Genomic DNA, 25315 nt, shown 5'->3' with positions numbered 1-25315 from the left:
TCTTACGTCCAAGTGAATTTTAGCATTACCTTTACTGATCCTAAAAGGGCGCCCTCGTCTAGTTAGAAGCACATCAAAGCCATTTTTTACTAAAATAGACATGATTTTTGTTGTCTCAATCTTAACATTTATTGGATCGTTTTGATCAGAAACGTAACCAACATCAAAATCATCATCTCCATCTATGTAGTCCCCATTTCTATAAAGTCCTAAAAGGGTGCCATACATCAAAAAGAGAGGTTTACCAACAGAAGTCTCAAATACTTTGTTTAATTCATCATATAGACTCAGATATTCCTCTTGAAAAACTCTAATTTCTTCACTGCTAGGCTGTATATTACCTTTTTTAGACAATTCCCCTCTAGATGAAAGGATCTCACTAATATTCCCTTTTCCTGTCGGGATGTTTATTTCAACTTCCTTTGCACCATGGTATGATAAAACATCATTATTATTTGACACGACTACCAGGCTCGACCTTTCATTAAAATGTTTTAAGGAATCTCTTTTTATTATATAAGAAAACTTCCAATCAGGCCTGTTCTCGCCTTCTATGGCAACATTTATTTTTTTCAATAAAACATCATCAAGCATTAAATAAATAGTTTTCACTTTGGGATCAGAAATCGAAAACGTCAGCCTGAGTCCGTTCCATTGCTTCTTTATTTCAAAGCTGCACCCTTTAGATATACAATCATCTCCCTGCATTCTTTTTTTATCAAAACTGATGAAAAAGATAGGGTCATAATATTTATTTTCAACATCGCTTAAAATGTCTGCTAAAAGTTTTGAATTCCTACTTAATATCTTCCATACCTCCTTGTTTTTTCTCACCTGCCCGGTGTGACCTTGGCACATGTCATAAATAAGAGCTGAATCTTTATACTTTTTATTTTCTAATAAAGTTTTAACAAGGTTGGCAGTGTCTAGACAACTTATTCTTTCTATTCTTTTTTTGACCCCATAGCCTTTGCTCATTGAAATCCATTTCTTATAAAGCTTTTCTGGAATTAAATTCATATGAATCTCACCGTTACTCTAGGTCGTTCTTAAGGATTTCTAGCACCTCAAAAGCTTGACGTAAATCTTCTTGAGAAATTGATAAAAAATTTCTTAAGGATTTTTTTATCTCTGTTGTAGACACATTTTCAGTCCTTGGTAAATATATAACTTCACAAAGATCTGCGAGATGATCAAACTTGCCTTTCCAATCATCTCCAATAGCAAAAACGTCCACATTGAACTTTCTAATATCCTCATGCTTTTGATCCCAAGAACATTCAGGGATAACGCGATCTACATACTTTATTGACTGAACAATACTAACTCTGTTTTCAAAAGGAATCATCACCCTTTTTCCTTTCTCCAGATTAAACTCATCAGTGGAGACACCAACAATCACATTTTCTGCAATTGAATGGATTTTTTTGAGAAGGTTTAAATGGCCAACATGAAACATATCAAATGTTCCATATGTAATAATGGTTTTTTTCATAATCAAATATATAATGTAAAGTAGTGACTTTTGATAAGTGGTAGCAGATGGGTCAAGGAACGGAAAAACTTATAGCTGACGCTCTTTTTTGCCTAGGGCGGCCGCAACTATTTAGTGCAGCATATACATATTAGTCATGTTAAATTATTATTATAAAACTAGTGTACAGCCGATATTAACATCACTTTATATTTTGCCCTGAAGAGTATTTGCCAAATACTCAAGTATATCTTTACTAGTCTCAACCTTCCTCATTGAAGGAGGTGCCGGGTAATCCTCGTCACGCCAGTGCACCCCTCTAACTTCAACTTCTTTATCATAACGTGGAAAAATGTGAAAATGGACAATAGGGTCTTTCATCATCAAACAAAGTACATTGATGCGCATAGAGCCGAATTTGTCTTTTGCAAGATTTTCGGCTTCACCTAAAAGGACAGCCATTTCTGCACCTTCTTCTGCGGTAAGCTGACTGAGAGTGGTCTTTCCTAGGCTAGAACTAAGGACCATTGAACCCAAGGTAATCTGCTCAGGACGAACCGACAATATCCAGTGTTCACCCTGAATGATGGTGAGTTCATCCAGACGAAATGTATCACGGAATTCTTCTAGCAATATTTCCGAACTCATAATTTCTCCAGGACTTCTCGTAGCTTAGTGCTTGACGTATGAGCAGTATATGGAAAGTAACAGATTTCAACACCTATTTCGCCAAACTGCCGTTCAAGCTCATTCCATTTATCTGAGCCTTTCCAGTCATCACCGACGAACATTTTATCAAACTTCAGATTATTCCATGCCTCAAATTTATCCATATTGGTTTGAGGCACGACTTCATCAACGAACTTGATATGCTCTACGATTTCCATCCTTTCAGTAAACGGAATAATCGGGCGCTTACCTTTTCTGGATTCCGACAATTCATCGGTCGTTACACCTACAATCAGGTAGTCACATTCAAGCTTTGCTCGCTTGAGCACATTCAAATGGCCAATATGAAAAAGATCGTATACACCCGTTGTATACCCAATAACTTTCATTACAATTCCTTTAATTAATTTGAAGCAGTGCATGTCATACGAATGACATCATCTAGTGGCAAAATAGCTCTGAATGGTAAAGGTAGGCCATTGCCGCCTAGAAAAAGTCATGCTGCCGCTCCAATATTGCTTGATAGACTCGTAAATTATGTAACAACTGGGGTTGGTGAGCCAGTTTGCTTAGGGGGTGGACGTCGCCTTGTTGATTCAACGCCAACACCGAGTACCGTCTCTACTCAGACAGACGATCCTGAATATAACTCTCGATACCACCTCACAAACTCCCCCACCCCCTCATCCACCGGTGTGCTGGGGGCGTAGCCCACCGCTTGCTGCAGAGCACTCGAGTCGGCGTAGGTATCGGGTACGTCGCCGGGCTGGAGCGGCAGCAGGTCCTTGATCGCCGGCTTATCAAGCGCGGCTTCCAGCGCTTCGATGTAAGCGCTGAGCTTGATCGGGCTGTTATTGCCGATGTTGAAGAGCCGGTACGGCGCATTGCTGGTGGCGGGGCTTGGGGCGTCACTGCGCCAGCTTGGGTCCGGCGTGGCGATGTCGTCGCTGGCGCGGATCACACCTTCGACGATGTCGTCGATGTAGGTGAAGTCGCGGCTGTGGTTGCCGTGGTTGAACACCGGGATCGGCTCGCCGGCCAGGATCTTCTGGGTGAACTTGAACAGCGCCATGTCCGGCCGGCCCCAGGGGCCGTAGACGGTGAAGAAGCGCAGGCCGGTGGTAGGCAGCTGGTACAGGTGGCTGTAGCTGTGCGCCATCAGCTCGTTGGCCTTCTTGGTGGCGGCGTAGAACTGCAGCGGGTGGTCCACGCCGTGCTGCTCGGAGAACGGCATCGTGGTATTGGCGCCGTAGACGCTGCTGGTGCTGGCGTAGGTGAGGTGTGGCACTTGAGCGTGGCGGCAGCCTTCGATGATATGCGTGAAACCCACCAGGTTGCTCTGCACGTAGCTGTGGGGGTTCTCCAGCGAGTAGCGCACGCCGGCCTGGGCGGCCAGGTGGATCACCCTGTCGAAGCGGTGGTCGGCAAAGCAGGCCTCGACCGCCTGACGGTTGGCGAGGTCTTCACGGTAGAAGGTGTAGCGGCTGCCGGTGCGCGCGGCAGTCTCGTCGAGCAGCGCCAGGCGGGCCTCCTTGAGCGAGACGTCGTAGTAGTCGTTGACGTTGTCGAAGCCGACCACCTCGTCGCCGCGCTCGAGCAGGCGCTTGGCGACATGGAAGCCAATGAAGCCGGCGTTGCCGGTGACCAGTACTTTCATTTACGCGGGTCCATAGAACATTATCGCGACTGAAGTCGCTCCTACACGAGCGATGTGCGAAGCGCGCTTTCCCAGCGCTCGTCGCGCTGGCCGCAGACGATGAAGAACGGGTTGAGCACGCTCTCCTGCTGGTTACAGCGCAGCGGTTCGAGGGTCTCGGCGTTGAGTACCTCGCCGCCGGCGGCGGTGACCACGGCCTGGGCGGCGGCGGTGTCCCATTCGCTGGTGGGCGCGAGCCGGGGGTAGAGGTCGGCGCGGCCTTCGGCGACCAGGCAGAGCTTGAGCGAGCTGCCGATGGAGACGCACTCGTGGGCGGGCAAGGCGGCACGGAAGGCCTCGAACGCGTCGGCGCCGTGGCGGCGGCTGCCCACCACCTTCCAGGGCTCGGCCTCGGGGTCGGGCAGCTCACGAACCTGGATATTGGCGTAGATGCCCTGGGCGATCTTGAACACTTCACCGCCGACCTGACCTACCCAGGTGGTTTGTAGCACCGGCGCATAAACGATGCCAAAAACCGGCACGCCGTCTTCGATCAGCGCCACGTTGAGGGTGAACTCGCCGTTCTTGTTGACGAACTCCTTGGTGCCGTCGAGCGGGTCGATTAGCCAGTAGCGCTGCCAGGCCTGGCGCGTGGCGTAGGGCACCTCAGTGGACTCCTCGGAGAGCACCGGCACCTCGGGGGTGAGGTCCTCGAGCAGCGCGACCAGGGCGTGGTGCGAGGCCATGTCGGCCTCGGTCAGCGGGCTGTCATCGTCTTTGGTCTCGACCGTGAAGCCGCGCTGGTAGATCGCCAGCACCTCGCGCCCGGCGGCGTGGACGCCCTCGATCAGGCGGGCGCGGAGCGGGTTGGTGATGAAGTTAGGCAAAATAATTCCTTACTGACGGCCGACGGAAAAGTAGGTGAAGCCTTTTACGCCTGAAGCTTTTCCGCCTGAGCTTCAAGGCTCTTAGCGAATTTTTTCAGAGCGCTCATATTATCATGAGCAGCAGTTAGTGCATCAAAGAGTACTTTAGGATCTTCAATGTATTCATGAATCATCTGATTCCGCAATTGCCTGAGCGCTATCCAGTTCTCTGACGAATCAAGCCAACCGTATTTCTCAGCTTTTTCCAAGTTGATGAGTAGAGCTCTATCGGGCTCCCCAAGGGCCTTGAGCAAGGCCGGCAACAGCTTATCGCCCAATGTGTCTTGCAACCGGCAAAAACGACTGGTGAAGGCTTCCACGCGCATTGCCAGCTCAGGGGTTGCATCTAGCCTTACCACTGCTTCGTAATTAAAATAACCATCGAAAACCTGACCTGAAGCATAGTCCAGGTGCTTGATTTCTCTCTCTACAACTCGGAGAAGGAATGTCAGGCGCTCTCGCTGAGCAGATGATTTCACAGAGTAATTCCCTGTGTTTTGGCAATGTGATGAATTGCAGCTTTAGGCGTATTGGGTGCATCGAGGAGAACGTCTATTTTTCTGTCTCCGAGCTGTTTGATGATTTTAGCTTGAAGCCTTGCAACATCCCAGGCTGGATGCTCAACAAATGTGTCTACTTTCACCAGTAAATCTATATCGCCGCCCCTAGCAGCATCATCAGTACGAGATCCAAAAAGTGAAACTTCAACGCCCGTACCGAAAACGTCTTTCGATGCAGATTTGATCACTTGGATTTCTTTTTCACTTAGCCTCATGGCATGCCTCCTGTGATAACCGTACACCCTGCTCTCAGGCCAGCCTGTTTACTGCTTGCTCGCTAAGCTCAACGTGCAGGTCAATGTCACCACCGCGGGCGTTGTCGTCCAGCCGCGAGCCGAACAGCCGCACACTGGCGCTGGGGCCTAGCTCTTCGGTAACGATCTGCCGAATGGTTTGGCGCTGGGCATCTGTGAGGCGCATAAGGCGATGTTGGCTACCTTGGCGTGGCCTTACGTAGTGGCAGCGCTGCGCACTGCAATCGCGAATGAATTCGCTCCCACATTGGGTGTGGCGCCCTACTGCCGTCCAACGGAGTAGTAGGTGAAGCCTTTGCGCTGCATGCGCGCGGGCTCGAACATGTTGCGGCCGTCGAACACGGTGGGCTGGCCCAGCTGCTGCTTGATCAGCTCAAAGTCCGGGGCTCGGAAGCTCTGCCACTCGGTGACGATGACCAGGGCGTCGGCGCCCTTGAGGGCGGCTTCCTTGGTGCCGCACAGGGCCAGGTCGTCGCGGCTGCCGTAGACGCGCTGGGCTTCTTCCATGGCTTCGGGGTCATAGGCCTGGACCTTGGCGCCGGCCTGCCACAGTGCTTCCATCAGCACGCGGCTGGGGGCCTCGCGCATGTCGTCGGTGTTGGGCTTGAAGGCGAGCCCCCACACGGCAAAGGTCTTGCCGGCCAGGTCGCCGGCGTAGTGCTTGTGGATCTTGTGGAACAGGGTGGTCTTCTGCTCCATGTTGCGGGCTTCCACTGCCTTGAGCACCTTGGCGTCGAAGTCGATGCCGTCGGCGGTGCGGATCAGCGCCTGCACGTCCTTGGGGAAGCACGAGCCGCCGTAGCCCACGCCGGGGTAGATGAAGTGGTAGCCGATGCGCGGGTCGGAGCCAATGCCCTGGCGCACCGCTTCGATGTCAGCGCCCAGGCGTTCGGCGAGGTTGGCGATCTCGTTCATGAAGCTGATCTTGGTGGCCAGCATGCAGTTGGCGGCGTACTTGGTCAGCTCGGCGCTGCGTACGTCCATCACGATCAGGCGGTCGTGGTTGCGGTTGAACGGCGCGTAGAGCTCGCGCATCACCTCGATGGTCTCGGCGTTCTGGGTGCCGATGATGATGCGATCGGGCTTCTGGCAGTCGGCCACCGCACTGCCCTCTTTGAGGAACTCCGGATTGGAGACCACATCGAAGCCGAGCTCGCGCTTGCCATTCGCTGCCAGCACCTCGGCCACCTTGGCATGGACCTTGTCGGCGGTGCCCACCGGCACGGTGGACTTGTCGATGATGATCTGGTCGCGGGTCATGTGGGTGGCGATGGTCTCGGCGACCTTGAGCACGTACTGCAGGTCGGCGCTGCCGTCTTCGTCGGGCGGCGTGCCCACGGCGATGAACTGCACCTGGCCGTGCTTGACGCCGGCCGCGGCATCGGTGGTGAAGCTGAGCCGACCGGCATCGACGTTGTCTTTCACCAGCGGCTCCAGGCCAGGCTCATAGATGGGGATGATGCCCTGCTCGAGCCGCGCGACCTTTTCGGCATCGATATCCACACACACCACATCGTGGCCTACATCTGCCAGAATGGCGCCCTGTACCAGCCCGACGTAGCCGGTGCCGAAAACCGTGACGTTCATTACGTTCCTTGAGAGTTGACTGAGTCCATGAGGATGCCGCTGCTGCGCGCGGGCACGCTACCGCCCGGGGATTGTGAACGGACGCATTCCCGGGCCCTGATGACGACCGTGGCTGGCAAGGCAATGCGCAGAGGAAGGAAGCGAGCGCTCCCCATAGTAAGTTGAACAGGCAAGACCCCGCCGATGGTGCGCCTTGCTATCCCTGCTGCCAGTCCGATCTTTACGCAATGTAAAACCAGCATACACCTCGCCAGCGGCGATGCGATGCGGTTTGCGTCTATTTTATGGGGAGCGCGGGGCAGGCTCTAGCCACCCGGGGTAGTGTTTTGTTGCGCCCCTAATTTTAGTTGTGCGGGCAAGGATACAGGCTGGCCGCAAGCAGGCAAAGTGGCGATTTTAAAAGCATTATACGTTCGCGGATGGATGGGTGTTTTGTTAAACACACAGCCTGCCGAGGCGTACCAGCATCATCAGCCAGCAGTACCAGAAAGGCAGCGCTGCGCGCCGCATCGCGGCTGACGTCGCTCCTTCACTGGGGGGACAGCGCCAAGGTAAAGGTAGGAGAGACGTCAGTCTCGATGGGGTTAAACACACCGCCAGTGCTACGCTATTGCGCTCTTGAACGATGCCCCGGGAGGCAAGCGCGTGCTGGAAGGCATACTCATCGCGGTGGGAACCGGTTTTGGCCTGGGGACTCTGCCACTCGCACCGGGGACGTTTGGCAGCCTGCTGGGGCTGCCACTGGCCTGGTGGCTGCTGCGCTATCCGCTGGCGATTCAGGCAACCCTTGCTGCCCTGCTTGTCGCAGTAGCCATCCCGCTTTGCCACTATGCGGCGCTGGCGGTTGGCGGCGGTGACCCGGCGCAGATCGTTGCCGATGAGTACCTGCTGTTCCCACTTGCGGTGCTCGGCCTGCAGGCCGCGCGTAACCCCTGGGTGATGGCCTCTGCGTTCCTGTTATTCCGCCTCTTCGATATTCTCAAACCACCACCGATACACCTGGTGGAAGGCTGGCCCGGCGGCCTGGGGATCGTGGCCGACGATGCGCTGGCAGCACTCTGCACCTGGCTGGTGATGGCGGGTTTGTTGCAGCTTCGCCGGCAGCAGTTGAAGCGCACTCAGCAGTAAGGTCAGCACCTCAGCGCGCCGTCGTTGACAGCGTCTCGGCCATTGCGTATATAGCGCTGACACTCCTCACCGCGAGCCTCCATGATTCTCCTGGCGACGATCATCGTTGCGTCACTTGCCGTATCGTTCTTGTGTTCCGTCCTCGAAGCCGCACTGCTTTCGCTCACGCCAAGCTACATTGCTCGGCTCAAGGAGGAGCGCCCTGCCGCTCACGCCGCACTGGCGGCGCTCAAGGCCAATATCGACCGGCCGCTGGCCGCCATCCTGACCCTCAACACCATCGCGCATACCGCCGGTGCCACCGGCGTTGGCGCCCAGGTGGCGGTGATCTTCGGCGAGACCTACATTGCCGTGGCCTCGGCGGTGATGACGCTGCTGATCCTGGTGCTCTCGGAGATCATCCCCAAGACCTTGGGTGCGACCTATTGGCGCCAGCTGGCACCCTTCCTGCCCCCGCTGCTGCGCATCATGATCGTGCTACTGATGCCGTTCATCTGGCTGTCGGAAAGGATCACCCGGCGGCTGGGAAAATCCGAGCACGACGTCGACCTGCGCGCCGAGATCAAGGCGCTGTCCAACATCGGCCTCGAGGAGCGCGTGCTTGACCAGGACGAGTCACGCACCATCATCAATATTCTCAACTTGCATGAGATGGCGGTGAAGGATGCCATGACGCCGCGTACGGTATGCGAAACGGTATCGCCGGAGATGACGGTGGTGGAGTTTGATGCGCAGTATGGCAAGGCGCCCTATACCCGACTCCCGGTCATGGACCAGAGCGAACACGCCTTCGGCTATGTGCATCGTACCGATACCTACCATGCCGCAGATACGCAGACCATGGGCGAGATCAAGCGGCCCATCATAAGCATTGCCGACACCACCAGCATCGAGCAGGTGTTTTCCGATATGCTGCGCGATCACCACCACCTGCGCGTGGTGCACGACGAGAACGGCACCTGGGTAGGGTTGATCACGCTGGAAGACATCATCGAAACCATACTCGGCCAGGACATCGTCGATGAAACCGATGACGTGCACAATCTGCGTCAGTACGCCAAACAGCGCTGGTTAAAGCGCCTGAAACACAATGCATCGCCGCGCTGAGCCTGGCGCGCCACCGTCTCGAGAAACCGCCACTATGCACAACGACCCTGGTTCACACGACGACTCGCGGCCAACGCCGCCGGCCGCCCCAGCGCCCACTGCTCAGAGCCGCACCGAGCAGCGCCTGGAGCGCTACCTGTGGAATTCACGCTTCCTGGTGATGATGGCGGTGGTACCCAGCCTGCTCGGCGCGGTCGTGCTGTTCACCATCGGCACCATCGACATCATCAAGGTGTTGATCGACACCGTGGCGTATTACCTGTTTGGCGGCGTGGAGGACATTCACGATAGCGTGGTGCCCAGCATCATCATGGCCATCGATATCTACCTGATCGCCATCGTGCTGCTGATCTTCGGGCTCGGCGTCTATCGGCTGTTCGTGTCACCCATCGAACAGGCCGAGGATCATACGCCCCATCACCCGTTCAACGTGCAGTCGTTCGACCAGCTCAAGGACAAGATCGCCCGGGTGGTGATCCTGGCGGTGATCATCGAGTTCTTCCGCGCCGTGGTGGATATCCGCTTCCAGACCCCACTGGATGCCATCTACCTGGCGCTCTCGGTATTGGCACTTGCCGCCGCGCTCTACCTGATGAGCCTCGCCCAGCGTAAGGAGTAAGGGGCGGCGCCAAGGTAATGTGGGAGATACGTTAGTCTCGTTGAGGGTGTGGGTCAGCGAGTCGCTGTTCGGCAAAGTCGAGCAGCAGCCGGTAGCGCTGTTCACGGATGATATCGAGAACGATGCGCTCATCGAGGTTGAGGTAATCGTGAACCAGCGCATTGCGCAAGCCGATGATCTTGGGCCATTCGGCCTCGGTGGCGTCCAGCCCCATGCTCCGCAGCTTGGCAAAAGCCTGCCTGGCGTCACTTGGTGCGACGACACCCTGGGCTTTGAGTGTTTGCTTGGCAATACCGATACAGGCTTCCGTGAGCAGCTGAAGGTTGCGCTCGGCGGCACGATACACCAGCGGTGGAAGCACTCGATCGGCCACCAGGAGATCATGCAGCTGCTGAAGCTCTTCTCGTAATCGCGCCAAGTGCTCACGCCTCGAAGCAACGTACTCGGGTTCCATGGCAGCCTTCCGCAATGTCACGACACGCCGTAGTGGCGCTGATGATAGAGATAGTCGAGTTCCCACATCGAGGTGATCCGGTTCTCTTCCCTGGCGAGGCGCAGTGGACTATGTACCCAGATAGCGCGCCCGGTTCGAATCACCGCCATGGCCAGCGGCAACGGCGCTTGGTTGATATCGACGATGGAGAGCATATCGTCGGGCAACCCTAGCGAATCTGCCCATTGCTGTGCCAGTGTTTCCGGTCGCAAGCGGCGCTCGAGCGGCGATTCGACAACGTCGCGAAATGCCACCGCCAGGTCGTAATCGCTGGATTCAGCATGCGTGCCCTTGGCCCGCGACCCGTACAACCACACCACGTCGAGTTGGGCATCGGCGCAAGCGAGTTCGACGATCTTGGCAAGGACGGAATCTTGCTCGCGCATCGCGCCACTCTCCTTCTCTGCCATGTCTGCCACTCAATTCATCTTATCATGGGGTTGGCGATTACCTCGACGCGGTGCCCTGCCTGCTGCGCCCAGGCGTCGATTTCGGCCTTGAGTGCCGCCTTGGCGGCGGCGTCGCCGTGTACCAGGCGGATTTCGCGGGGCGGCTTGCGCATGCGGCGGATGAAGTTGAGCAGGTCGTGCTGGTCGGCGTGGGCCGAGTAGCCACTGATACTCTCGACGTGGGCGCGAATATCGATGCGCTGGCCGTCGATCTCGACCCAGCCGCCGCCGGGGCCGTAGCGACGGATGTCGTTGCCCAGGGTGCCGGGGGCCTGGTAGCCGACGAACAGCACGGCGTGGCGCGGGTCGCCGAGCATCTGGCGAAGATACTCGACCACCCGCCCGCCGCTGGCCATGCCGCTGGCGGCGATCACCACCGCGGGCCGGCCGCTGCGGGCGAGATAGGCTACCGTGCGCTCATGGGCGTCGTGGCCCTCCACGCTGGTGAGGTTGTCGAAGCTCAGCGGGTGACGCCCGCTGCCCATCAGGCGATGGGCCTCGGCGTCCCAGTAGGGTTTGAGTTCGCGGTAGAGACGATTGAAGCGTGCCGCCAACGGTGAATCGATGATGATCTCGAGCTCGCGCCAGCGGCTATCCTTGGCGGCGTGGGTCAGCCCCTCCAGTTCGTAGAGCAGCTCCTGGGTGCGGCCGATGCTGAAGGCGGGGATGATCACCGTGCCGCCATTCTCCAGCGCCCTCTCGATGGCGGCCTTGAGGCGCCCTCGCCGCGTGCGGCGCTGTTCATGCACCCGGTCGCCGTAGGTCGACTCGAGCACCAGCACGTCGCAGCCGTAGGGCGGCTTGGGGGCCGGCAGCAGCGGCGTGTAGGGCGCGCCGAGGTCGCCGGAAAACAGCGTGCGCTGCTGCTTGCCGCTGGCACGTTCGAGGCTGTCGACCTCGATGTAGGCGGAGCCGAGAATATGCCCGGCGCGCTGCAGGCGGACCTTGATGCAGTGCCGGTCATCGTCGAGCAGGGTGTGCCAGGTGTTGTACTCCAGCGCCACCAGGTGCTCGTCCACCTTGGCCAGAAAGCGCTCGATCAGTTGGGCGTCGCGGGTGAAGCCAATGCGCAGGGCGTCTTCGATCACCAGCGGCAGCAGCCGCGCCGAGGGCACCGAGCAGAGGATTGGCCCGCGGTAGCCCGCCGCCAGCAGGTAGGGCAGCCGGCCGATATGGTCGATATGCACGTGGGTGACCAGCAGCGCCAGCACGTCGTCGACGCTGAACGCCACCTGATGCTGCGCGAAGGCGCTGTCGCCGTCGGCGTCCTGGCCCTGGAAGAGGCCGCAGTCGACCAGCAGCGCGCGATCATTTGCCAGTTGCAGCCGATGGCAGCTGCCGGTGACCCCTTCGGCACCGCCGTGATGGCGGATCTGAGGGTAGTCGTCCATGTCCCCACGTCCTTTGCACACTTATCTTTTTTGTCAGCCTACCCGATGGCCCGGCCCATCACCAGGCCATCGACGCAGGGTCCAGAACCCAACGAGGCGGCTCCCCGCTGGGAAGCCGCCTCGTCTGCGTTGCCGTGAGCGCTCACGGCACGGGCATGGCCGCTATTACTGCGGCGCTTGCTGCTGCTGTTGCTGCTGCATCTGCTCCTGCATCTGGCGCATCTGCTCTTCCTGCTGGCGCGCCGCCTCATCGAGTGCGTCGCGCTGCTCCTGGGTCATGGCGGCTTCGATGCGCGACTGGAGAATGACGCTGTCGGCGGCGATTTCGCCGGTCAGGTCGCCCAGCTGATTGGCGGTCTGGCGAATGGCGTTCTCGTCGTAGTCGGGGCCGGAGTGGTCGAGCAGCTGCTGCTCGAGGGCCTGGACTTCGCTCTGACGCTCGCCCACACCCTGCTGAAGCTCGGTGAGGTAGCCGACGATCTGGTCCTGCTGCGCCTGGTCGAGGCCCACCATCTCATCCAGTTGAGCCACCTGCTCCTCGGGGCTGGGGGCCGCCTGCTGCGGAGCCATCTCCTGACCCATATCCTGGGCGATGGCAATAGCCGGCGTTGCCACCAGGGCGGCAAACATCGGGGCGGCGAGGCGCTTAGCAAAGGTCATATTATCTCCGTTTCAATACAATGATATAGCGACCCTAACGCGTTACCCCCCAGGTTGGGAACCGGGCAGTGTGTTGTTATGTAACTATGGGTGACCTGGCAATCAGCCGATCTTGCCTAGCGACAACAGCGTGCGCATCAGCAGGCTGACCGATTCGCTGGGCTGCCGGTACTCCTGCATCAGCGCGGTGACGCGGCGCTCGAAGTCGGCTTGACGGTCGCGTTCGTCGGCCTCGCGGCGGGCGTCGGCGCTCATCACCCGGGGCATGTCGCGGGACGCTTCGCCACTATCCAGCGCGGCCAGGGCGTCGGCAAAGGCGTCGTCGAGTTCGCGGAATTTGCGCAGTTTTTCGCGCTCGTCCATGGGTTTTTGGCGTTTTTCGTATCGCATTCTTGAGTGACTTATCTCGCGTTGTTGATCGTCAAACCGTATTTGTTGAGCTTGCGCACCACGCTGGGCTGACTGATGCCCAGGCGCCGCGCCATGGCATAGGTACTCGGATAGTGGCGGCACAGTGATGCGAGAATATCGCGCTCGACGTGCGCCATCGCCTGCTTGAGGGTTTGCCCCTCGGGCAGCGGCATGGCGCCGGGCGTAGGCGTATCGGGTGAGCGGTCGCCAACCAGTATACCGGGTTCGCGACCGGCGGCGAACCTCTCCTGGCCGGCATCGGCCTCGATCAGGTCGCCCGGCGACGAGAGCCAGGCCCGCTCCAGGGTATTCTCGAGCTCACGTACGTTACCCGGCCAGTCGCGGGCCATCAACTGCGACCACAGGCTGGCATGCAGCAGCTTGTTGCCACCATAGCGCTGGTTGAGTCGCGCCAGCTGCAGCTCGGCCAGCACCGGGATGTCTTCACGGCGCTCGCGAAGCGGCGGCAGCGTGACCGGAATCACGTTGACCCGGTAGTAGAGGTCGAGGCGAAAGGCGCCCGCCTCCACCCGTGCGGCGAGGTCCTGGTTGGTGGCCACCACCAGCCGGAAGTCTACCCGCCGCGGCCGGGTATCGCCCAGCCGCGTCAGGCTGCCGTCCTGGATCACCTTGAGCAGCTTGGTCTGCATGGCCAGCGGCAGCTCGCCGATCTCGTCGAGGAACAGGGTGCCGCCGTCTGCCTGCTCGAGCAGCCCGGCACGCCCCTGGCGGGTGGCGCCGCTGAAGGCACCGGGCTGGTAGCCGAACATCTCGGACTCGAACAGGCTCTCGGGGATCGAGGCGCAGTTGATGTCGATGAAGGGGCCGTCGCCACGCCGGCTCCAGCGGTGCAGCTGACGGGCGAAGGCGGTCTTGCCGACCCCCGACTCGCCGAGCAGCAGCACGGTGGCATCGGTGGGCGCCACGCGCTTGAGCAGCATGGCGATCTCGCGCATCACGCCGCTGCGCACCTCGAGGCTGTCGAGTTCCAGGTCGTCACCGATCGAGCCGCCGCCGCTGCGCTTGAGGTGGTCGCTGAAGCGCTGCTGGAGCAGCGCGTACTCGTCCTGCAGCAGCTGCAGGTCGGTGAGATCCATCGAGCGACTGACCACCCGCTCGAGCTTGCCGCCGATATACACCGGATGCGCCTGGGCGATCACCCGCCGCCCGGTGGCGGTCTGCTGCATCAGCTGGGCGGGCTCGCCGCTGCGCATCACCTCCAGGCTTACCGAGGGCTTGAGAATCTCCTTGGCTTCCAGCGCCTGCACCGTGGTGCGGCACAGCGCCTCGCGGCTCATGCCGTATACCGCCGCCGCGCCGGGGCTGACGTCCAGCACCCGGCCCTCGCCGTCGACGATGAAGAAATGGTCGCTGGCCGTCTCGACGATGGTGGCCAACACTTGGCTATCGATGTCGCGCATGGCGGGTCTCGAGCAGGGCGAAAACGATACGTTAACGCATCATTGATGCATTTTTAAATCAATTCGGCGGCGCAATGATGTAAAAACGTATCACCCTGCCGGAAACTGCCCATAAAACAGTCGCGTAAACTTGGCACGCAATGTGCAGGAGTAAGAGTGATGCGCTGGCGCCAAGGCAAAAGTAGGAGCGGCTTTAGCCGCGATGGGTTCGCCAAAGAGATAATTCTATAAGGAGAACAGCATGAGCGACTTCAATCAGCCGCTGGGCGGCAACGAGATGCCGCGCTTCGCCGGCCCGGCGACGATGATGCGCCTGCCCACCCAGGACAGCGCCGCGGGCCTGGACGTGGCCTTTATCGGCGTGCCGATGGATATCGCCACCTCCAACCGGCCGGGTACGCGCCTCGGGCCGCGTCAGATCCGCGACGAGTCGCGCATGCTGCGCCCCTACAACATGGCCACCCGCGCCGCGCCCTTCGACAGCCTGCAGGTGGCGGATATCGGCGACGTGCCGATCAACACCTTTCACCTGCCCAAGAGCGTCGACATCATCAGCGCCTTCTACGACGAGGTGCTGCGCCACGACTGCAAGCCGCTGACCATGGGCGGCGACCACCTGATCACCCTGCCCATCCTGCGCGCCATGGCCAACAAGCATGGCCCAGTGGGCCTGATCCATATCGACGCCCATGCCGACGTCAACGAGCACATGTTTGGCGAGCCCCTCGCCCACGGCACGCCGTTCCGCCGCGCCCAGGAAGAAGGCCTGCTGGCCCACGGCAAGGTGGTGCAGATCGGCCTGCGCGGCACCGGCTATGCCGCCGAGGACTTCGACTGGTGCCGCGACCAGGGCTTCCGCGTGGTGACCGCCGAGGAGTGCTGGTACAAGTCGCTGGCGCCGCTGATGGCCGAGGTGCGCGAGCAGATGGGCGACACGCCGGTCTATATCACCTTCGACATCGACGGTCTCGACCCCTCGGTGGCCCCTGGCACCGGCACCGTCGAGATGGGCGGCCTGACCTCTTCCCAGGGCCTGGAGCTGGTGCGCGGTGCTGCCGGCCTCAATATCGTCGGCGGCGACCTGGTCGAGGTCTCGCCGCCCTACGACCCGAGCGGCAACACCGCGCTGATGGGCGCCACGCTGCTGTATGAAATGCTGTGCGTCCTGCCCGGCGTAAAACACCAGGATTGATCGAGCCGATACCCCCACTGACTGACGACAACGTTCACGACAACAACGAGGATGACCTCATGCCCTCTTCCGAGACCACCCAAGAGACGGTGCCGCGAGCGCCGCTAGACCGTGGCAACCTGCTGAAATTCCTGATTCCTTCGCTGATCGGTGTGAGCCTGTTCCTGATCCCGTTTCAGGTCGGCGACACCATCAACATCGGCATGGGCCTGATGGCCGACGGCCTGCAGACACTGCTCGGCGGGTCGCTACCGGCCATCGCCACCGTGGTGCTGTGCCTGTCGGTGGTCATCACCACCTGGGTCAAGGTCAGCAAGCCGGCCTTCGCCGCGGAGGGCGTGTTCAAGGAGATGTTCGACGTCGGCCCGGTGTGGTTCGGCATGCGTATCCTCGGCGCGGCCTTTGCGCTGATGGTGCTGTTCCAGTTCGGCCCCGAGTTCGTCACCGCCTCCTTCACCGGCGGGGTGATGCTCAACGACCTGGCGCCGGTGCTGCTGACGTTCTTCTTCTTCGCCGCCATCCTGCTGCCGTTCCTGGTCGACTTCGGCTTCATGGAGTTCATCGGCAGCCTGGTGCGCAAGCCGTTCCGGGTGATCTTCCGCCTGCCGGGCCGCAGCGCCATCGACGCCACCGCCTCGTGGATGGGCTCCGGCACGGTGGGCGTACTGATCACCACCCAGCAGTACGAGAAGGGCTTCTACAACCGCCGCGAGGCGGCGGTGATCGCCACCAACTTCTCGATCGTGTCGATCGCCTTCAGCCTGCTGATCACCAGCTTCGTCGATCTCAATCACATGTTCGTGCAGTTCTACTTCACGGTGGTGGTATCGGGGCTGATCGCCGCCATCATCGTGCCGCGCCTGCCGCCGCTGTCGCGCAAGCCGGATACCTACTACGAGCCGGTGGGCTGCCAGCTAAAGGAGAAGCGCACCGAGGACATGGGCGTGTTCCGCTACAGCCTGACCATGGCGGTGAAGCGCGCCGAGACCGCCCCCGGCCCCCGCGAACTGGCTCGCAACGCGCTGTTCAATGTCGCCGACATCTTCCTGGCGCTACTGCCGCTGGTGATGGCGATCGGTACCGTGGCGCTGATCCTCGCCGAGTTCACGCCGCTGTTCACCTGGCTCTCCTACCCGATGGTCCCGATACTCGAGCTGCTACGCATTCCCGAGGCCGAGGCCGCCGCACCGGCGACCCTGGTGGGCTTCGCCGACATGTTCCTGCCGGCGGTGCTGGCGACCAATATCGAGAGCGAGCTGACCCGCTTCGTGATCGCCTGCCTGTCGCTGACCCAGTTGATCTACATGTCGGAGATCGGTGCGCTGATCCTCAAGTCGAAGATTCCTCTCAAGCTGTGGGAGCTGCTGGTGATCTTCCTGCTGCGCACCGCGATCACGCTGCCGATCATCGCCTTCATGGCACACACCTTCTTCTTCTGAGGCACTCGCGATGACCGACACCACCATGACCTGCGCCGAGCTGCTGATACGCCTGCTGCGCGATGCCTACGGGGTTGACACCCTGTTCGGCATCCCTGGGGTGCATACCGTGGAGCTCTACCGCGGCCTCGAGGACAGCGGCGTGCAGCACGTCACTCCGCGCCACGAACAGGGCGCCGGCTTCATGGCCGACGGCTACGCCCGCGCCAGCGGCAAGCCGGGGGTGTGCCTGATCATCACCGGGCCGGGCATGACCAATATCGCCACCGCCATGGGTCAGGCGCTGGCCGACTCGGTGCCGATGCTGGTGATCTCCAGCGTCAACCGCCGCGACACCCTGGGCCGCGGCCAGGGCCGGCTGCATGAGCTACCCAGCCAACAGCAGATGATCAGCGGCGTGGCGCGTTTCAGCCACACCCTGCTCGATGCCGAGGCGCTGCCCGAGGTGCTGGCGCGGGCCTTCGCGGTGTTCCGCGGCGCGCGCCCGGGGCCGGTGCATATCGAGATCCCCATCGACCTGTTCAATGTGCCGGTCACGGCGCCGCTCAGCTGGCAGGCAGCGGCGATCTACCGCCCCGCACCGGATCCCGAGGGGCTGGCCCAGGCGGCCAGCTGGCTGCGCAGCGCCGAGCGCCCGCTGGTGCTGCTCGGCGGCGGCTGCGTGGACGCCCCCGAGGCGGCACGCACACTGGTCGAACGCCTCGATGCGCCGACGGTCACCACCATCAACGCCAAGGGCCTGCTGGGCCGTGACCACCCCCTCGATCTGGGCGCCAATGCCGCCCTGCCGGCGGTCCGCGCGCTGGCCCGCGACGCCGACGTGATCCTTGCCGTGGGCACCGAGCTCGGCGAGACCGACTACGACGTGGTGTTCGACGACGGTTTCGCGCTGGCCGGCACGCTGATCCGCATCGACCTCGACCCCGAGCAGCTGGTGCGCAACCAGCGCCTGTCGCTGGGCCTGGTGGCCGATGCCGGGCGCAGCCTGGCACTGCTGCTCGAGCACTTTCCGGTGGCAACACCCCGCGACGGTGCGCCGCGCACCGCAGCCGCCCTGGCCGCGCTAGACCTGGCCCACGATCCGGCCTTCGCCGATTTCGTGCCGCTCTACGCCACCCTGGCCGAGCAGCTGCCCGAAGCGATCCTGGTCGGCGACTCCACCGCGCCGGTCTACGCCGGCAATCATCTGGTCTCGCAGCCGGCGCCGCGGCGCTACTTCAACGCCTCGACCGGCTACGGCACCCTCGGCTACGGCCTGCCGGCAGCACTCGGTGCCCAGCTGGCGCGGCCCGACCTGCCGGTGGTGGCGCTGGTCGGCGACGGCGGGGTGATGTTTACCTTGTCGGAGCTGGCCACCGCGGTGGAGGAGCGCCTGCCGGTGGTGATCCTGCTGTGGCACAACGCCGGCTACGAGGAGATCAGGCGCTACATGGATGCCCACGGCGTCGCACGGCTCGGGGTGGATATCCTGCCGCCGGACTTCCTGGCCCTGGCGCGTGGCTTCGGCTGCGTGGCTACCCATGTCGACGACCCGGAGAGCCTCGCCGAGGCGCTGGCCTCGCGCCCGCTGGACGGCCCCTTCCTGATCGAGATCGGCGCCGCATCATGGCATGCCCATCGCGAATGAATTCGCTCCCACAAAGAGGGCTGGCGCCAACGCCAATCTAGGCATGGCGCCACGACACACATAGGAGTTCCCAGGTGCAACGACTCGATCATCACTATATCGACGGCCGCTGGGTGGCCAGCCGCGGTACGCGCTGGCTGCCGGTGCATGACCCCTACCGCGAGCAGCTGATCGCCGAGGTGACCGCCGGCGACCCGGCCGATGTCGACGACGCCGTGGCCGCCGCGCGGCGCGCCCTGCCCGGCTGGCAGGCGCTGAGCGGCGCCGCGCGCGGTGACTATCTGGATGCCTTCGCCGACGCCCTGACCACGCGCCGCGAGGCGCTGATACGGCTGTCATGCACCAATAACGGCAAGGTGCTGGCCGAGGCCGGTATCGACCTCGACGACGCCATCGCCTGCTACCGCTACTACGCCGGCCAGGCGCGGGCCCTGGATGCCCGCCAGGGCCAGCCCGTCGCCCTGGAGATGGAAGGCGTCGAGGCGCGCTGCTACTTCGACCCGGCCGGCGTGGTGGGCCTGATCACGCCGTGGAACTTCCCGCTGGTGACCAGCGCCTGGAAGCTGGCCCCGGCACTGGCCGCCGGCTGCACCGCGGTGCTCAAGCCCTCCGAGGTCACGCCGCTGCCGGAGCAGGCGCTGGCCGAGATCGCCAGCGAGATCGGGCTGCCCGCCGGCGTGTTCAACCTGCTGCACGGCGACGGCGACGGCATCGGCGCGCCGCTCACCGCCCACCGCGACGTCGACAAGCTCTCGTTCACCGGCAGCAATCGGGTGGGTGAGGCGGTGATGCGCGCCGCTAGCGAGGGCTCGCGTGGCGTATCGCTGGAGCTCGGCGGCAAGTCGCCGGTGGTGGTACTCGACGATGCCGACCCCGAGCAGGCCGCGGACTGGATCATGGCAGGCATCTATTTCAATGCCGGCCAGATCTGCTCGGCCACCTCACGGCTGATCGTCGCCGAGCCATTGGCCGACGCGGTCTACGCCGCCCTGGCCAGCCGTATCGACGCGCTGCAGCTCGGCGACCCGCTCGACGAAGCCAGTGACATGGGGCCGCTGACCAGCGCCCGCCAGCGCGAGGCCGTCCAGGCCTATCTGGCGATCGCCGAGCAGGAGGGTCTCACAGCGGTACGCGACGGGCGCCACCGCACGCTTCCCGAGCAGGGCTACTTCCTGGCGCCAACGCTGTATCGCGACGTGCCGACCACCAGCCGGCTGTGGCAGGAGGAGATCTTCGGGCCGGTGCTGTGCGGCCGCTCGGCAGCCAGCGAGGCCGAGGCAATCGAACTCGCCAATGCCAGCGACTTCGGGCTCGCCGCCACGGTCATCAGCGATGATCCGGCACGCGCCAAGCGCGTGGGTCGCCAACTGCGTGCCGGCTGTATCTGGTACAACAGCGAGCAGTTGGTACTGCCACAAACCGGCTGGGGAGGTTTCAAGCGTAGCGGTATCGGCCGGGAACTCGGCCCCTGGGGACTCGCGGCCTATCTCGAAGTCAAACACCTGATCGGCCCGCAATAACGCCGGTGAGGTGCCTCCCCACAAAAAGGCCGCGCTTTACGCGCGGCCTTTTTGCAGGTGTCTAAACTGGGTGCTGCGGCATCACTCTTCGATGCGTACCAGCCAGGACTCGACGGTGTCGTTACCGAACTCGTCCTTCCACGCCTTGAGGGTCTTCTGATTACCCCCGCGAGTCTCGACGACTTCACCGGTGTTGGGGTTCTTGTAGATCTTCAGCTTGCGCTTGCGACGGCCGCCGGCTGAGGCAGAGGGCGACTTGGCAGCGGCCTTGTTGGCCGGCTTCGGATCCAGCAGGTCGATCACGTCAGCGGCCGACTTGTTGAACTCCTTCATCAGCGCTTCGAGCTTTTCCTTGAATTCGAGTTCGGCCTTGAGGCGCTGATCGCTTTCCATGTTGTGCAGTTCTTCGGTGAGCTGCTTGAGAAGCTGCTCTTTCTGCATGTAGGCGCTAAGCAGAGACATTGCAATTCCTTTCTTTAACGGATGCCAGTGTGCGGGATGCCGATGCATTATCACCGCAATCGACGTGGAGTTTCAATATCGTAGCGACATTGTTGCAGCATCTCAACGTAATAGTCCACGAATTAATCAGCCGCGTAATAGCAGTGTTTATTGTTTAAACCCCCGATGCTTTGTTAACCTACAAAAAAACACAGGTTTACAGGACTTCCACAAGGTGCCTCGCATGTCGTCATCCTCCCTTTGGCATCCCTACGCCCAGATGCAAACCCAACCCCCTCCCCTCGAGGTGGTCGGCGGCCAGGGCGCCGTTCTCGAGCTCGCCGGCGGCGAGCGGCTGCTGGACGCCACCTGCTCCTGGTGGTGCATGATTCATGGCTATGGGCACCCGCGCCTGGTGGCGGCGATTCAGCAGCAGGCCGACACCCTGTGCCACGTGATGCTCGGCGGCATGTCCCATGCTCCCGCGGTCGAGCTCGCCGAGACGCTGGTGCGGATCACCCCGCCGGGCCTCGAGCACGTGTTCTTTTCCGACAGCGGGTCGGTGGGTATGGAAGTCGCAATGAAGATGGCCGTGCAGTATCAAGTACTACGCGGCCGTCCCGAAAAGCACCGCATGCTCTCGTTGATGCGCGCCTACCACGGCGATACCAGCGGCTGCATGGCGGTCTGCGATCCCGAAGAGGGCATGCACTCGCTGTTTAGTGGCCTGCTGCCCCGCCACCACTTTGCCCCGGCGCCCACGGCGCCCTTCGATGCCCCGGCCGAGGAGGTCGAGGCCGATATCGCTGCCCTGCGCGCGGCCCTCGAGGCCTGCCACCACCAGGTCGCCGCGCTGCTGATGGAGCCGCTGCTGCAGGCCGCCGGCGGGCTCAACATGACCTCGCCCCACTATGTGCGCGCCGCCCGCGAGCTGTGCGACAAATTCGACGTGCTGCTGATCTTCGACGAGGTGGCCACCGGCTTCGGCCGCACCGGCAAACTGTTCGCCGCCGAGCATGCCGGCGTCACGCCGGACATCATGGTGCTCTCCAAGGGCCTCACCGGCGGCTACCTGGGGCACGCCGCGACCCTGGCCACCGGCCAGGTCTATAACACCTTCCTTAGCGATGACGAGGGCCACGCCTTTATGCACGGCCCGACCTTCATGGGCAATCCGCTGGCCTGCCGCGTGGCACTCGAGAGTATCGCGGTGTTCGAGGAAGAGGATTACCTGGGCAAGATCGCCCGGCTCAACACAATACTGCGCGAGGAGCTGCTGAATGGCACCCTGTTGGCCCACCCGGCGGTCAGCGATGTCCGCGTGCTCGGCGCCTGCGCCGCCATCGAGTTCAAGCATCCTGCCAGCCTGATCGGTGCCCAGGCCCATGCCCGCCGCCAGGGCGTGTGGCTACGCCCGTTCGGCCGCTGGCTGTACACCATGCCGGCCTATATCACGTCACCCGACCAGCTACGCCAGATCACCCGCGCCATGACCTCCTGGGTCACTCAATGTTGAACATTTCCTGTGGTAGCCTTGTATGACAGCACTATAGTGCGTTCAATGAACCCTATCCGGCCCATCGCCTTGTCGATGGCCGAACATGTCGATACACCACCAGCCAGGAGTGACCATGACACTGCAAGGCAAGTCGCTAATTGGACAGCAAGCCGTCGCCGGCAGCGGCGAGCGTCTGCACGCGGTAGACCCGAACAGCGGTGAGCGCCTGTCGCCGGACTACCCCGGCGTCGACGATCGCCAGATCGAACAGGCCTGCGCGCTAGCCGCCGAGGCCTTCGACGCTTACCGCGATACCGACCTGGAGACCCGCGCGCGCTTTCTCGAGCGCATCGCCGAGGAGATCGAAGCCCTCGGCGACGCGCTGATCGAGCGTGGCATGGCCGAGTCCGGCTTGCACCAGGCCCGCCTCGAGGGTGAGCGCGGCCGCACCTGCGGCCAGCTGCGGCTGTTCGCCAGCGAAGTCCGCCGCGGCGAGTGGCTGGACGTGCGCATCGACCCGGCGCTGCCCGAGCGCGCGCCGATGCCGCGCCCCGACCTGCGCCAGCGGCATATCGCCCTGGGCCCGGTGGCGGTGTTCGGTGCCAGCAACTTCCCGCTGGCGTTCTCGGTGGCCGGGGGCGACACGGCCTCGGCACTGGCCGCCGGCTGCCCGGTGGTGGTCAAGGCGCACCCCGCACACCCCGGCACCTCGGAGCTGGTGGGCCGCGCCATCCAGGCCGCCGTCGCCCACTGCCGGCTGCCCGAGGGGGTGTTCTCGCTGCTATTCGGCGCCGGTAACGCGCTGGGCCAGGCCCTGGTCAAGGACGCGCGCATCAAGGCAGTGGGCTTTACCGGCTCGCGCCGCGGCGGCCAGGCCCTGGCGGCCATCGCCCAGGCGCGCCCGGAGCCGATTCCGGTCTACGCCGAGATGAGTTCCATCAACCCGGTGCTGCTGATGCCGGCGGCGCTGAGTGAACGCGCCGAGGCCATCGCCGAGGGCTTCGTCGCCTCGCTCAACATGGGCGCCGGCCAGTTCTGCACCAACCCGGGGCTGCTGCTGGGCCTCGCCGGTACGCCGCTGGACAACTTCGTTGCCGCGGCGGGCCAGGCCCTCGAGCAGAGCGCGGCCCAGACCATGCTGACGCCGGGCATTCATGCCGCCTACCAACAAGGCGTCGAGACGCTGGCCGCACATCCCAAGGTGCGCGAAGTTGCCCGCGGACAGGCCGGTGACGGCCAGAACCAGTGCCAGCCCGGCCTTTACGTCACCCAGGCCGCCGATTTCCTCGCCGATGAGGCGCTGCAGGCCGAGGTCTTCGGCGCTACCGCGCTGGTGGTGGCCTGCACCGACATCAGCGAGATGCAGGCGGTCGCCGAGTCGCTGGAGGGCCAGCTCACCGCAACACTGCAGATGGATGACAGCGATCTCGACGCCGCCCGCGTCCTGCTGCCGACCCTCGAGCGTCGCGCCGGACGCATTCTGGTCAACGGCTGGCCGACCGGCGTCGAGGTGTGCCATGCCATGGTCCACGGCGGCCCCTACCCGGCCACCTCGGACGCTCGCACCACCTCGGTGGGCGCCGCGGCGATCCAGCGCTTCCTGCGTCCGGTGTGCTACCAGAACCTGCCCCAGGGGCTGCTGCCCGAGGCGCTCCACGACGGCAACCCCTATGCGGTCAGCCGGCTGCTGGACGGCAAGCGCGAGGCGTGACCTCGCCCAGCACCCGGTAGCATCACATCAGGCGGCCTGCGGGCCGCCTTTCTTGTGCGTGAACGGCCACTGAGCGGGATTGTCGCAGACAGACAGCAGCGCTCGGAACTGATCCGTCGACAAGCCTACGAGGAGGCGCTGTGAACCCGTCCCTGGGCGCTACCTTGCGCCATCCATGGCGCAAACCCCCTCTTCGGCTTGTCCCCGGCGTCCCTCGCTGAGAGACAATTACACCCTCCTCGGTCGACCGATCCCATCAGTTGGCAAGCCCGGCGAGATGTTCCATACTGGCTAACCATCAGGCTAGTATCCTGTCATACCAATAACCCACGCCTGGGACACGCCGATGCGACGACTGGAGAACAAGACCGCCCTGATCACCGCCGCCGCCAACGGCATCGGCCGCGCCGCCGCACTGCGCTTCGCCGCCGAAGGGGCCCGCGTGATCGCCACCGATATCGATGCCGAGGCGCTGGCCACGCTTCACGGCACGCCGGGAATCGAAACCCGACGCCTCGACGTCACCGACGACGAGCAGATTACCCAGCTCGCCGCCGAACTCGACGGCCTCGATGTGCTGTTCAACTGTGCCGGCTACGTGGCCGACGGCAGCCTGCTCAGCTGCGAGGCAAGCGACTGGCTGCGCTCCTTCGAGCTCAACGTCACCGCCATGTTTCGGCTCACCCGCGCGCTGTTGCCGGGTATGATCGAGGCTGGCGGGGGCAGCGTGATCAACATGGCCTCGGTGGCTTCGAGCCTCAAGGGCGTGCCCAACCGCTGCGCCTACGGCGCCAGCAAGGCCGCGGTGATCGGGTTGACCAAGTCGATCGCCGCCGACTATGTCGGCCAGGGCATTCGCTGCAACGCGATCTGCCCGGGCACCGTCGAGTCGCCGTCGCTGCGCCAGCGCATTCGCCAACAGGCGGCACAGCAGGGCCGCGACGAGGCCGCGGTGTTCGCCGAGTTCGAGGCCCGCCAGCCGCTCGGCCGGTTGGGGCAGGCCGATGAGATCGCCGCCCTGGCCTGCTACCTGGCCGCCGACGAGTCCGGCTATACCACCGGCACCACCCACACCATCGACGGTGGCTGGCTGACCTGACCC

At 61.8% G+C, this 25315-nt stretch carries 24 protein-coding genes; 10 read left to right on the top strand and 14 right to left on the bottom strand.

The annotated features are described in order from the left end of the window. Window positions 1–1033: 1033 nt before the first annotated feature. The 7 genes from BWR19_08395 to BWR19_08365 form a co-directional block, all read right to left on the bottom strand. Window positions 1034–1495 (bottom strand): glycerol-3-phosphate cytidylyltransferase, encoded by a 462-nt coding sequence (locus tag BWR19_08395; protein APX92949.1) that lies wholly within the window; start codon window positions 1493–1495, stop codon window positions 1034–1036. Window positions 1496–2118: 623 nt separating this feature from the next. After that, complete coding sequence (locus tag BWR19_08390) at window positions 2119–2532, bottom strand: glycerol-3-phosphate cytidylyltransferase (protein ID APX92948.1); 414 nt, start codon at window positions 2530–2532, stop codon at window positions 2119–2121. A 236-nt stretch (window positions 2533–2768) separates the two neighbouring features. Further along, entirely contained in the window at window positions 2769–3800 is a 1032-nt protein-coding gene (locus tag BWR19_08385; protein APX92947.1) for a capsular biosynthesis protein CpsI, read from the bottom strand. A gap of 41 nt (window positions 3801–3841) precedes the next feature. Beyond that, on the bottom strand, window positions 3842–4666 hold the full coding sequence (locus BWR19_08380) for a 3'(2'),5'-bisphosphate nucleotidase (protein APX92946.1): 825 nt from the start codon (window positions 4664–4666) through the stop codon (window positions 3842–3844). A 44-nt stretch (window positions 4667–4710) separates the two neighbouring features. Continuing rightward, window positions 4711–5184 (bottom strand): hypothetical protein, encoded by a 474-nt coding sequence (locus tag BWR19_08375; protein ID APX92945.1) that lies wholly within the window; start codon window positions 5182–5184, stop codon window positions 4711–4713. Further along, the gene (locus BWR19_08370; GenBank protein ID APX92944.1) at window positions 5181–5480 is read right to left on the bottom strand and encodes a DNA polymerase III subunit beta; all 300 of its coding nucleotides are present in this window, start codon (window positions 5478–5480) and stop codon (window positions 5181–5183) included. The genes BWR19_08375 and BWR19_08370 overlap by 4 nt, the downstream gene beginning before the upstream one ends. Window positions 5481–5780: 300 nt before the next feature. Then, a complete protein-coding gene (locus BWR19_08365; protein APX92943.1) occupies window positions 5781–7106 on the bottom strand; it encodes a UDP-glucose 6-dehydrogenase in 1326 nt (441 codons plus the stop codon). A gap of 645 nt (window positions 7107–7751) precedes the next feature. On the opposite strand from BWR19_08365, the gene BWR19_08360 reads away from it, so the two are divergent. From BWR19_08360 to BWR19_08350, 3 genes are all read left to right on the top strand, one after another. Continuing rightward, window positions 7752–8234, top strand: coding sequence for a phosphatidylglycerophosphatase A (locus BWR19_08360; GenBank protein APX92942.1), 483 nt, complete (start codon window positions 7752–7754; stop codon window positions 8232–8234). A gap of 81 nt (window positions 8235–8315) precedes the next feature. Next, entirely contained in the window at window positions 8316–9341 is a 1026-nt protein-coding gene (locus tag BWR19_08355; protein APX92941.1) for a hemolysin, read from the top strand. 34 nt (window positions 9342–9375) lie between these two features. After that, entirely contained in the window at window positions 9376–9960 is a 585-nt protein-coding gene (locus tag BWR19_08350; GenBank protein APX92940.1) for a hypothetical protein, read from the top strand. Between the two features lie 31 nt (window positions 9961–9991). On the opposite strand, the gene BWR19_08345 is transcribed toward BWR19_08350, so the two are convergent. From BWR19_08345 to BWR19_08320, 6 genes are all read right to left on the bottom strand, one after another. Then, window positions 9992–10414, bottom strand: coding sequence for a hypothetical protein (locus tag BWR19_08345; protein APX92939.1), 423 nt, complete (start codon window positions 10412–10414; stop codon window positions 9992–9994). 17 nt (window positions 10415–10431) lie between these two features. Beyond that, window positions 10432–10839 (bottom strand): hypothetical protein, encoded by a 408-nt coding sequence (locus BWR19_08340; GenBank protein ID APX94954.1) that lies wholly within the window; start codon window positions 10837–10839, stop codon window positions 10432–10434. Between the two features lie 38 nt (window positions 10840–10877). Next, entirely contained in the window at window positions 10878–12293 is a 1416-nt protein-coding gene (locus BWR19_08335) for an MBL fold hydrolase (protein ID APX92938.1), read from the bottom strand. Between the two features lie 165 nt (window positions 12294–12458). Then, window positions 12459–12953, bottom strand: a complete 495-nt coding sequence (locus tag BWR19_08330) for a hypothetical protein (GenBank protein APX92937.1) — start codon at window positions 12951–12953, stop codon at window positions 12459–12461. Window positions 12954–13055: 102 nt separating this feature from the next. Continuing rightward, window positions 13056–13343 (bottom strand): hypothetical protein, encoded by a 288-nt coding sequence (locus tag BWR19_08325; GenBank protein APX92936.1) that lies wholly within the window; start codon window positions 13341–13343, stop codon window positions 13056–13058. 11 nt (window positions 13344–13354) lie between these two features. Then, the gene (locus tag BWR19_08320; protein ID APX92935.1) at window positions 13355–14785 is read right to left on the bottom strand and encodes a histidine kinase; all 1431 of its coding nucleotides are present in this window, start codon (window positions 14783–14785) and stop codon (window positions 13355–13357) included. Window positions 14786–15026: 241 nt separating this feature from the next. Here BWR19_08320 and BWR19_08315 point away from each other — a divergent pair, with 241 nt between their 5' ends. The 4 genes from BWR19_08315 to BWR19_08300 all read left to right on the top strand — a co-directional run bounded on the left by BWR19_08315 (window position 15027) and on the right by BWR19_08300 (window position 20563). Further along, window positions 15027–15977 carry an agmatinase gene (locus BWR19_08315; GenBank protein ID APX92934.1) on the top strand — a complete coding sequence of 317 codons (951 nt, stop codon included), beginning with the start codon at window positions 15027–15029 and terminating at the stop codon, window positions 15975–15977. 59 nt (window positions 15978–16036) lie between these two features. Beyond that, window positions 16037–17416, top strand: a complete 1380-nt coding sequence (locus tag BWR19_08310) for a hypothetical protein (GenBank protein APX92933.1) — start codon at window positions 16037–16039, stop codon at window positions 17414–17416. Window positions 17417–17441: 25 nt separating this feature from the next. Beyond that, complete coding sequence (locus tag BWR19_08305) at window positions 17442–19043, top strand: hypothetical protein (protein APX94953.1); 1602 nt, start codon at window positions 17442–17444, stop codon at window positions 19041–19043. A 74-nt stretch (window positions 19044–19117) separates the two neighbouring features. Next, a complete protein-coding gene (locus BWR19_08300) occupies window positions 19118–20563 on the top strand; it encodes an aldehyde dehydrogenase (protein ID APX92932.1) in 1446 nt (481 codons plus the stop codon). Between the two features lie 81 nt (window positions 20564–20644). On the opposite strand, the gene BWR19_08295 is transcribed toward BWR19_08300, so the two are convergent. Next, window positions 20645–21025, bottom strand: a complete 381-nt coding sequence (locus BWR19_08295) for an H-NS histone (GenBank protein APX92931.1) — start codon at window positions 21023–21025, stop codon at window positions 20645–20647. A 223-nt stretch (window positions 21026–21248) separates the two neighbouring features. Here BWR19_08295 and BWR19_08290 point away from each other — a divergent pair, with 223 nt between their 5' ends. The 3 genes from BWR19_08290 to BWR19_08280 all read left to right on the top strand — a co-directional run bounded on the left by BWR19_08290 (window position 21249) and on the right by BWR19_08280 (window position 25312). Beyond that, the gene (locus tag BWR19_08290) at window positions 21249–22520 is read left to right on the top strand and encodes an adenosylmethionine--8-amino-7-oxononanoate transaminase (GenBank protein ID APX92930.1); all 1272 of its coding nucleotides are present in this window, start codon (window positions 21249–21251) and stop codon (window positions 22518–22520) included. A 115-nt stretch (window positions 22521–22635) separates the two neighbouring features. Next, window positions 22636–24213 (top strand): aldehyde dehydrogenase (NADP(+)), encoded by a 1578-nt coding sequence (locus BWR19_08285; GenBank protein ID APX92929.1) that lies wholly within the window; start codon window positions 22636–22638, stop codon window positions 24211–24213. A 346-nt stretch (window positions 24214–24559) separates the two neighbouring features. Then, window positions 24560–25312 (top strand): NAD(P)-dependent oxidoreductase, encoded by a 753-nt coding sequence (locus BWR19_08280; GenBank protein ID APX92928.1) that lies wholly within the window; start codon window positions 24560–24562, stop codon window positions 25310–25312. Window positions 25313–25315: the final 3 nt, after the last annotated feature.

Origin of the sequence: Halomonas sp. 1513, assembly GCA_001971685.1 — a bacterium.
Classification (GTDB): Bacteria; Pseudomonadota; Gammaproteobacteria; order Pseudomonadales; family Halomonadaceae; genus Franzmannia.
The sequence above is the reverse complement of the archived record's forward strand: the minus strand, read 5'-3'. Positions and strand labels throughout refer to the sequence as shown.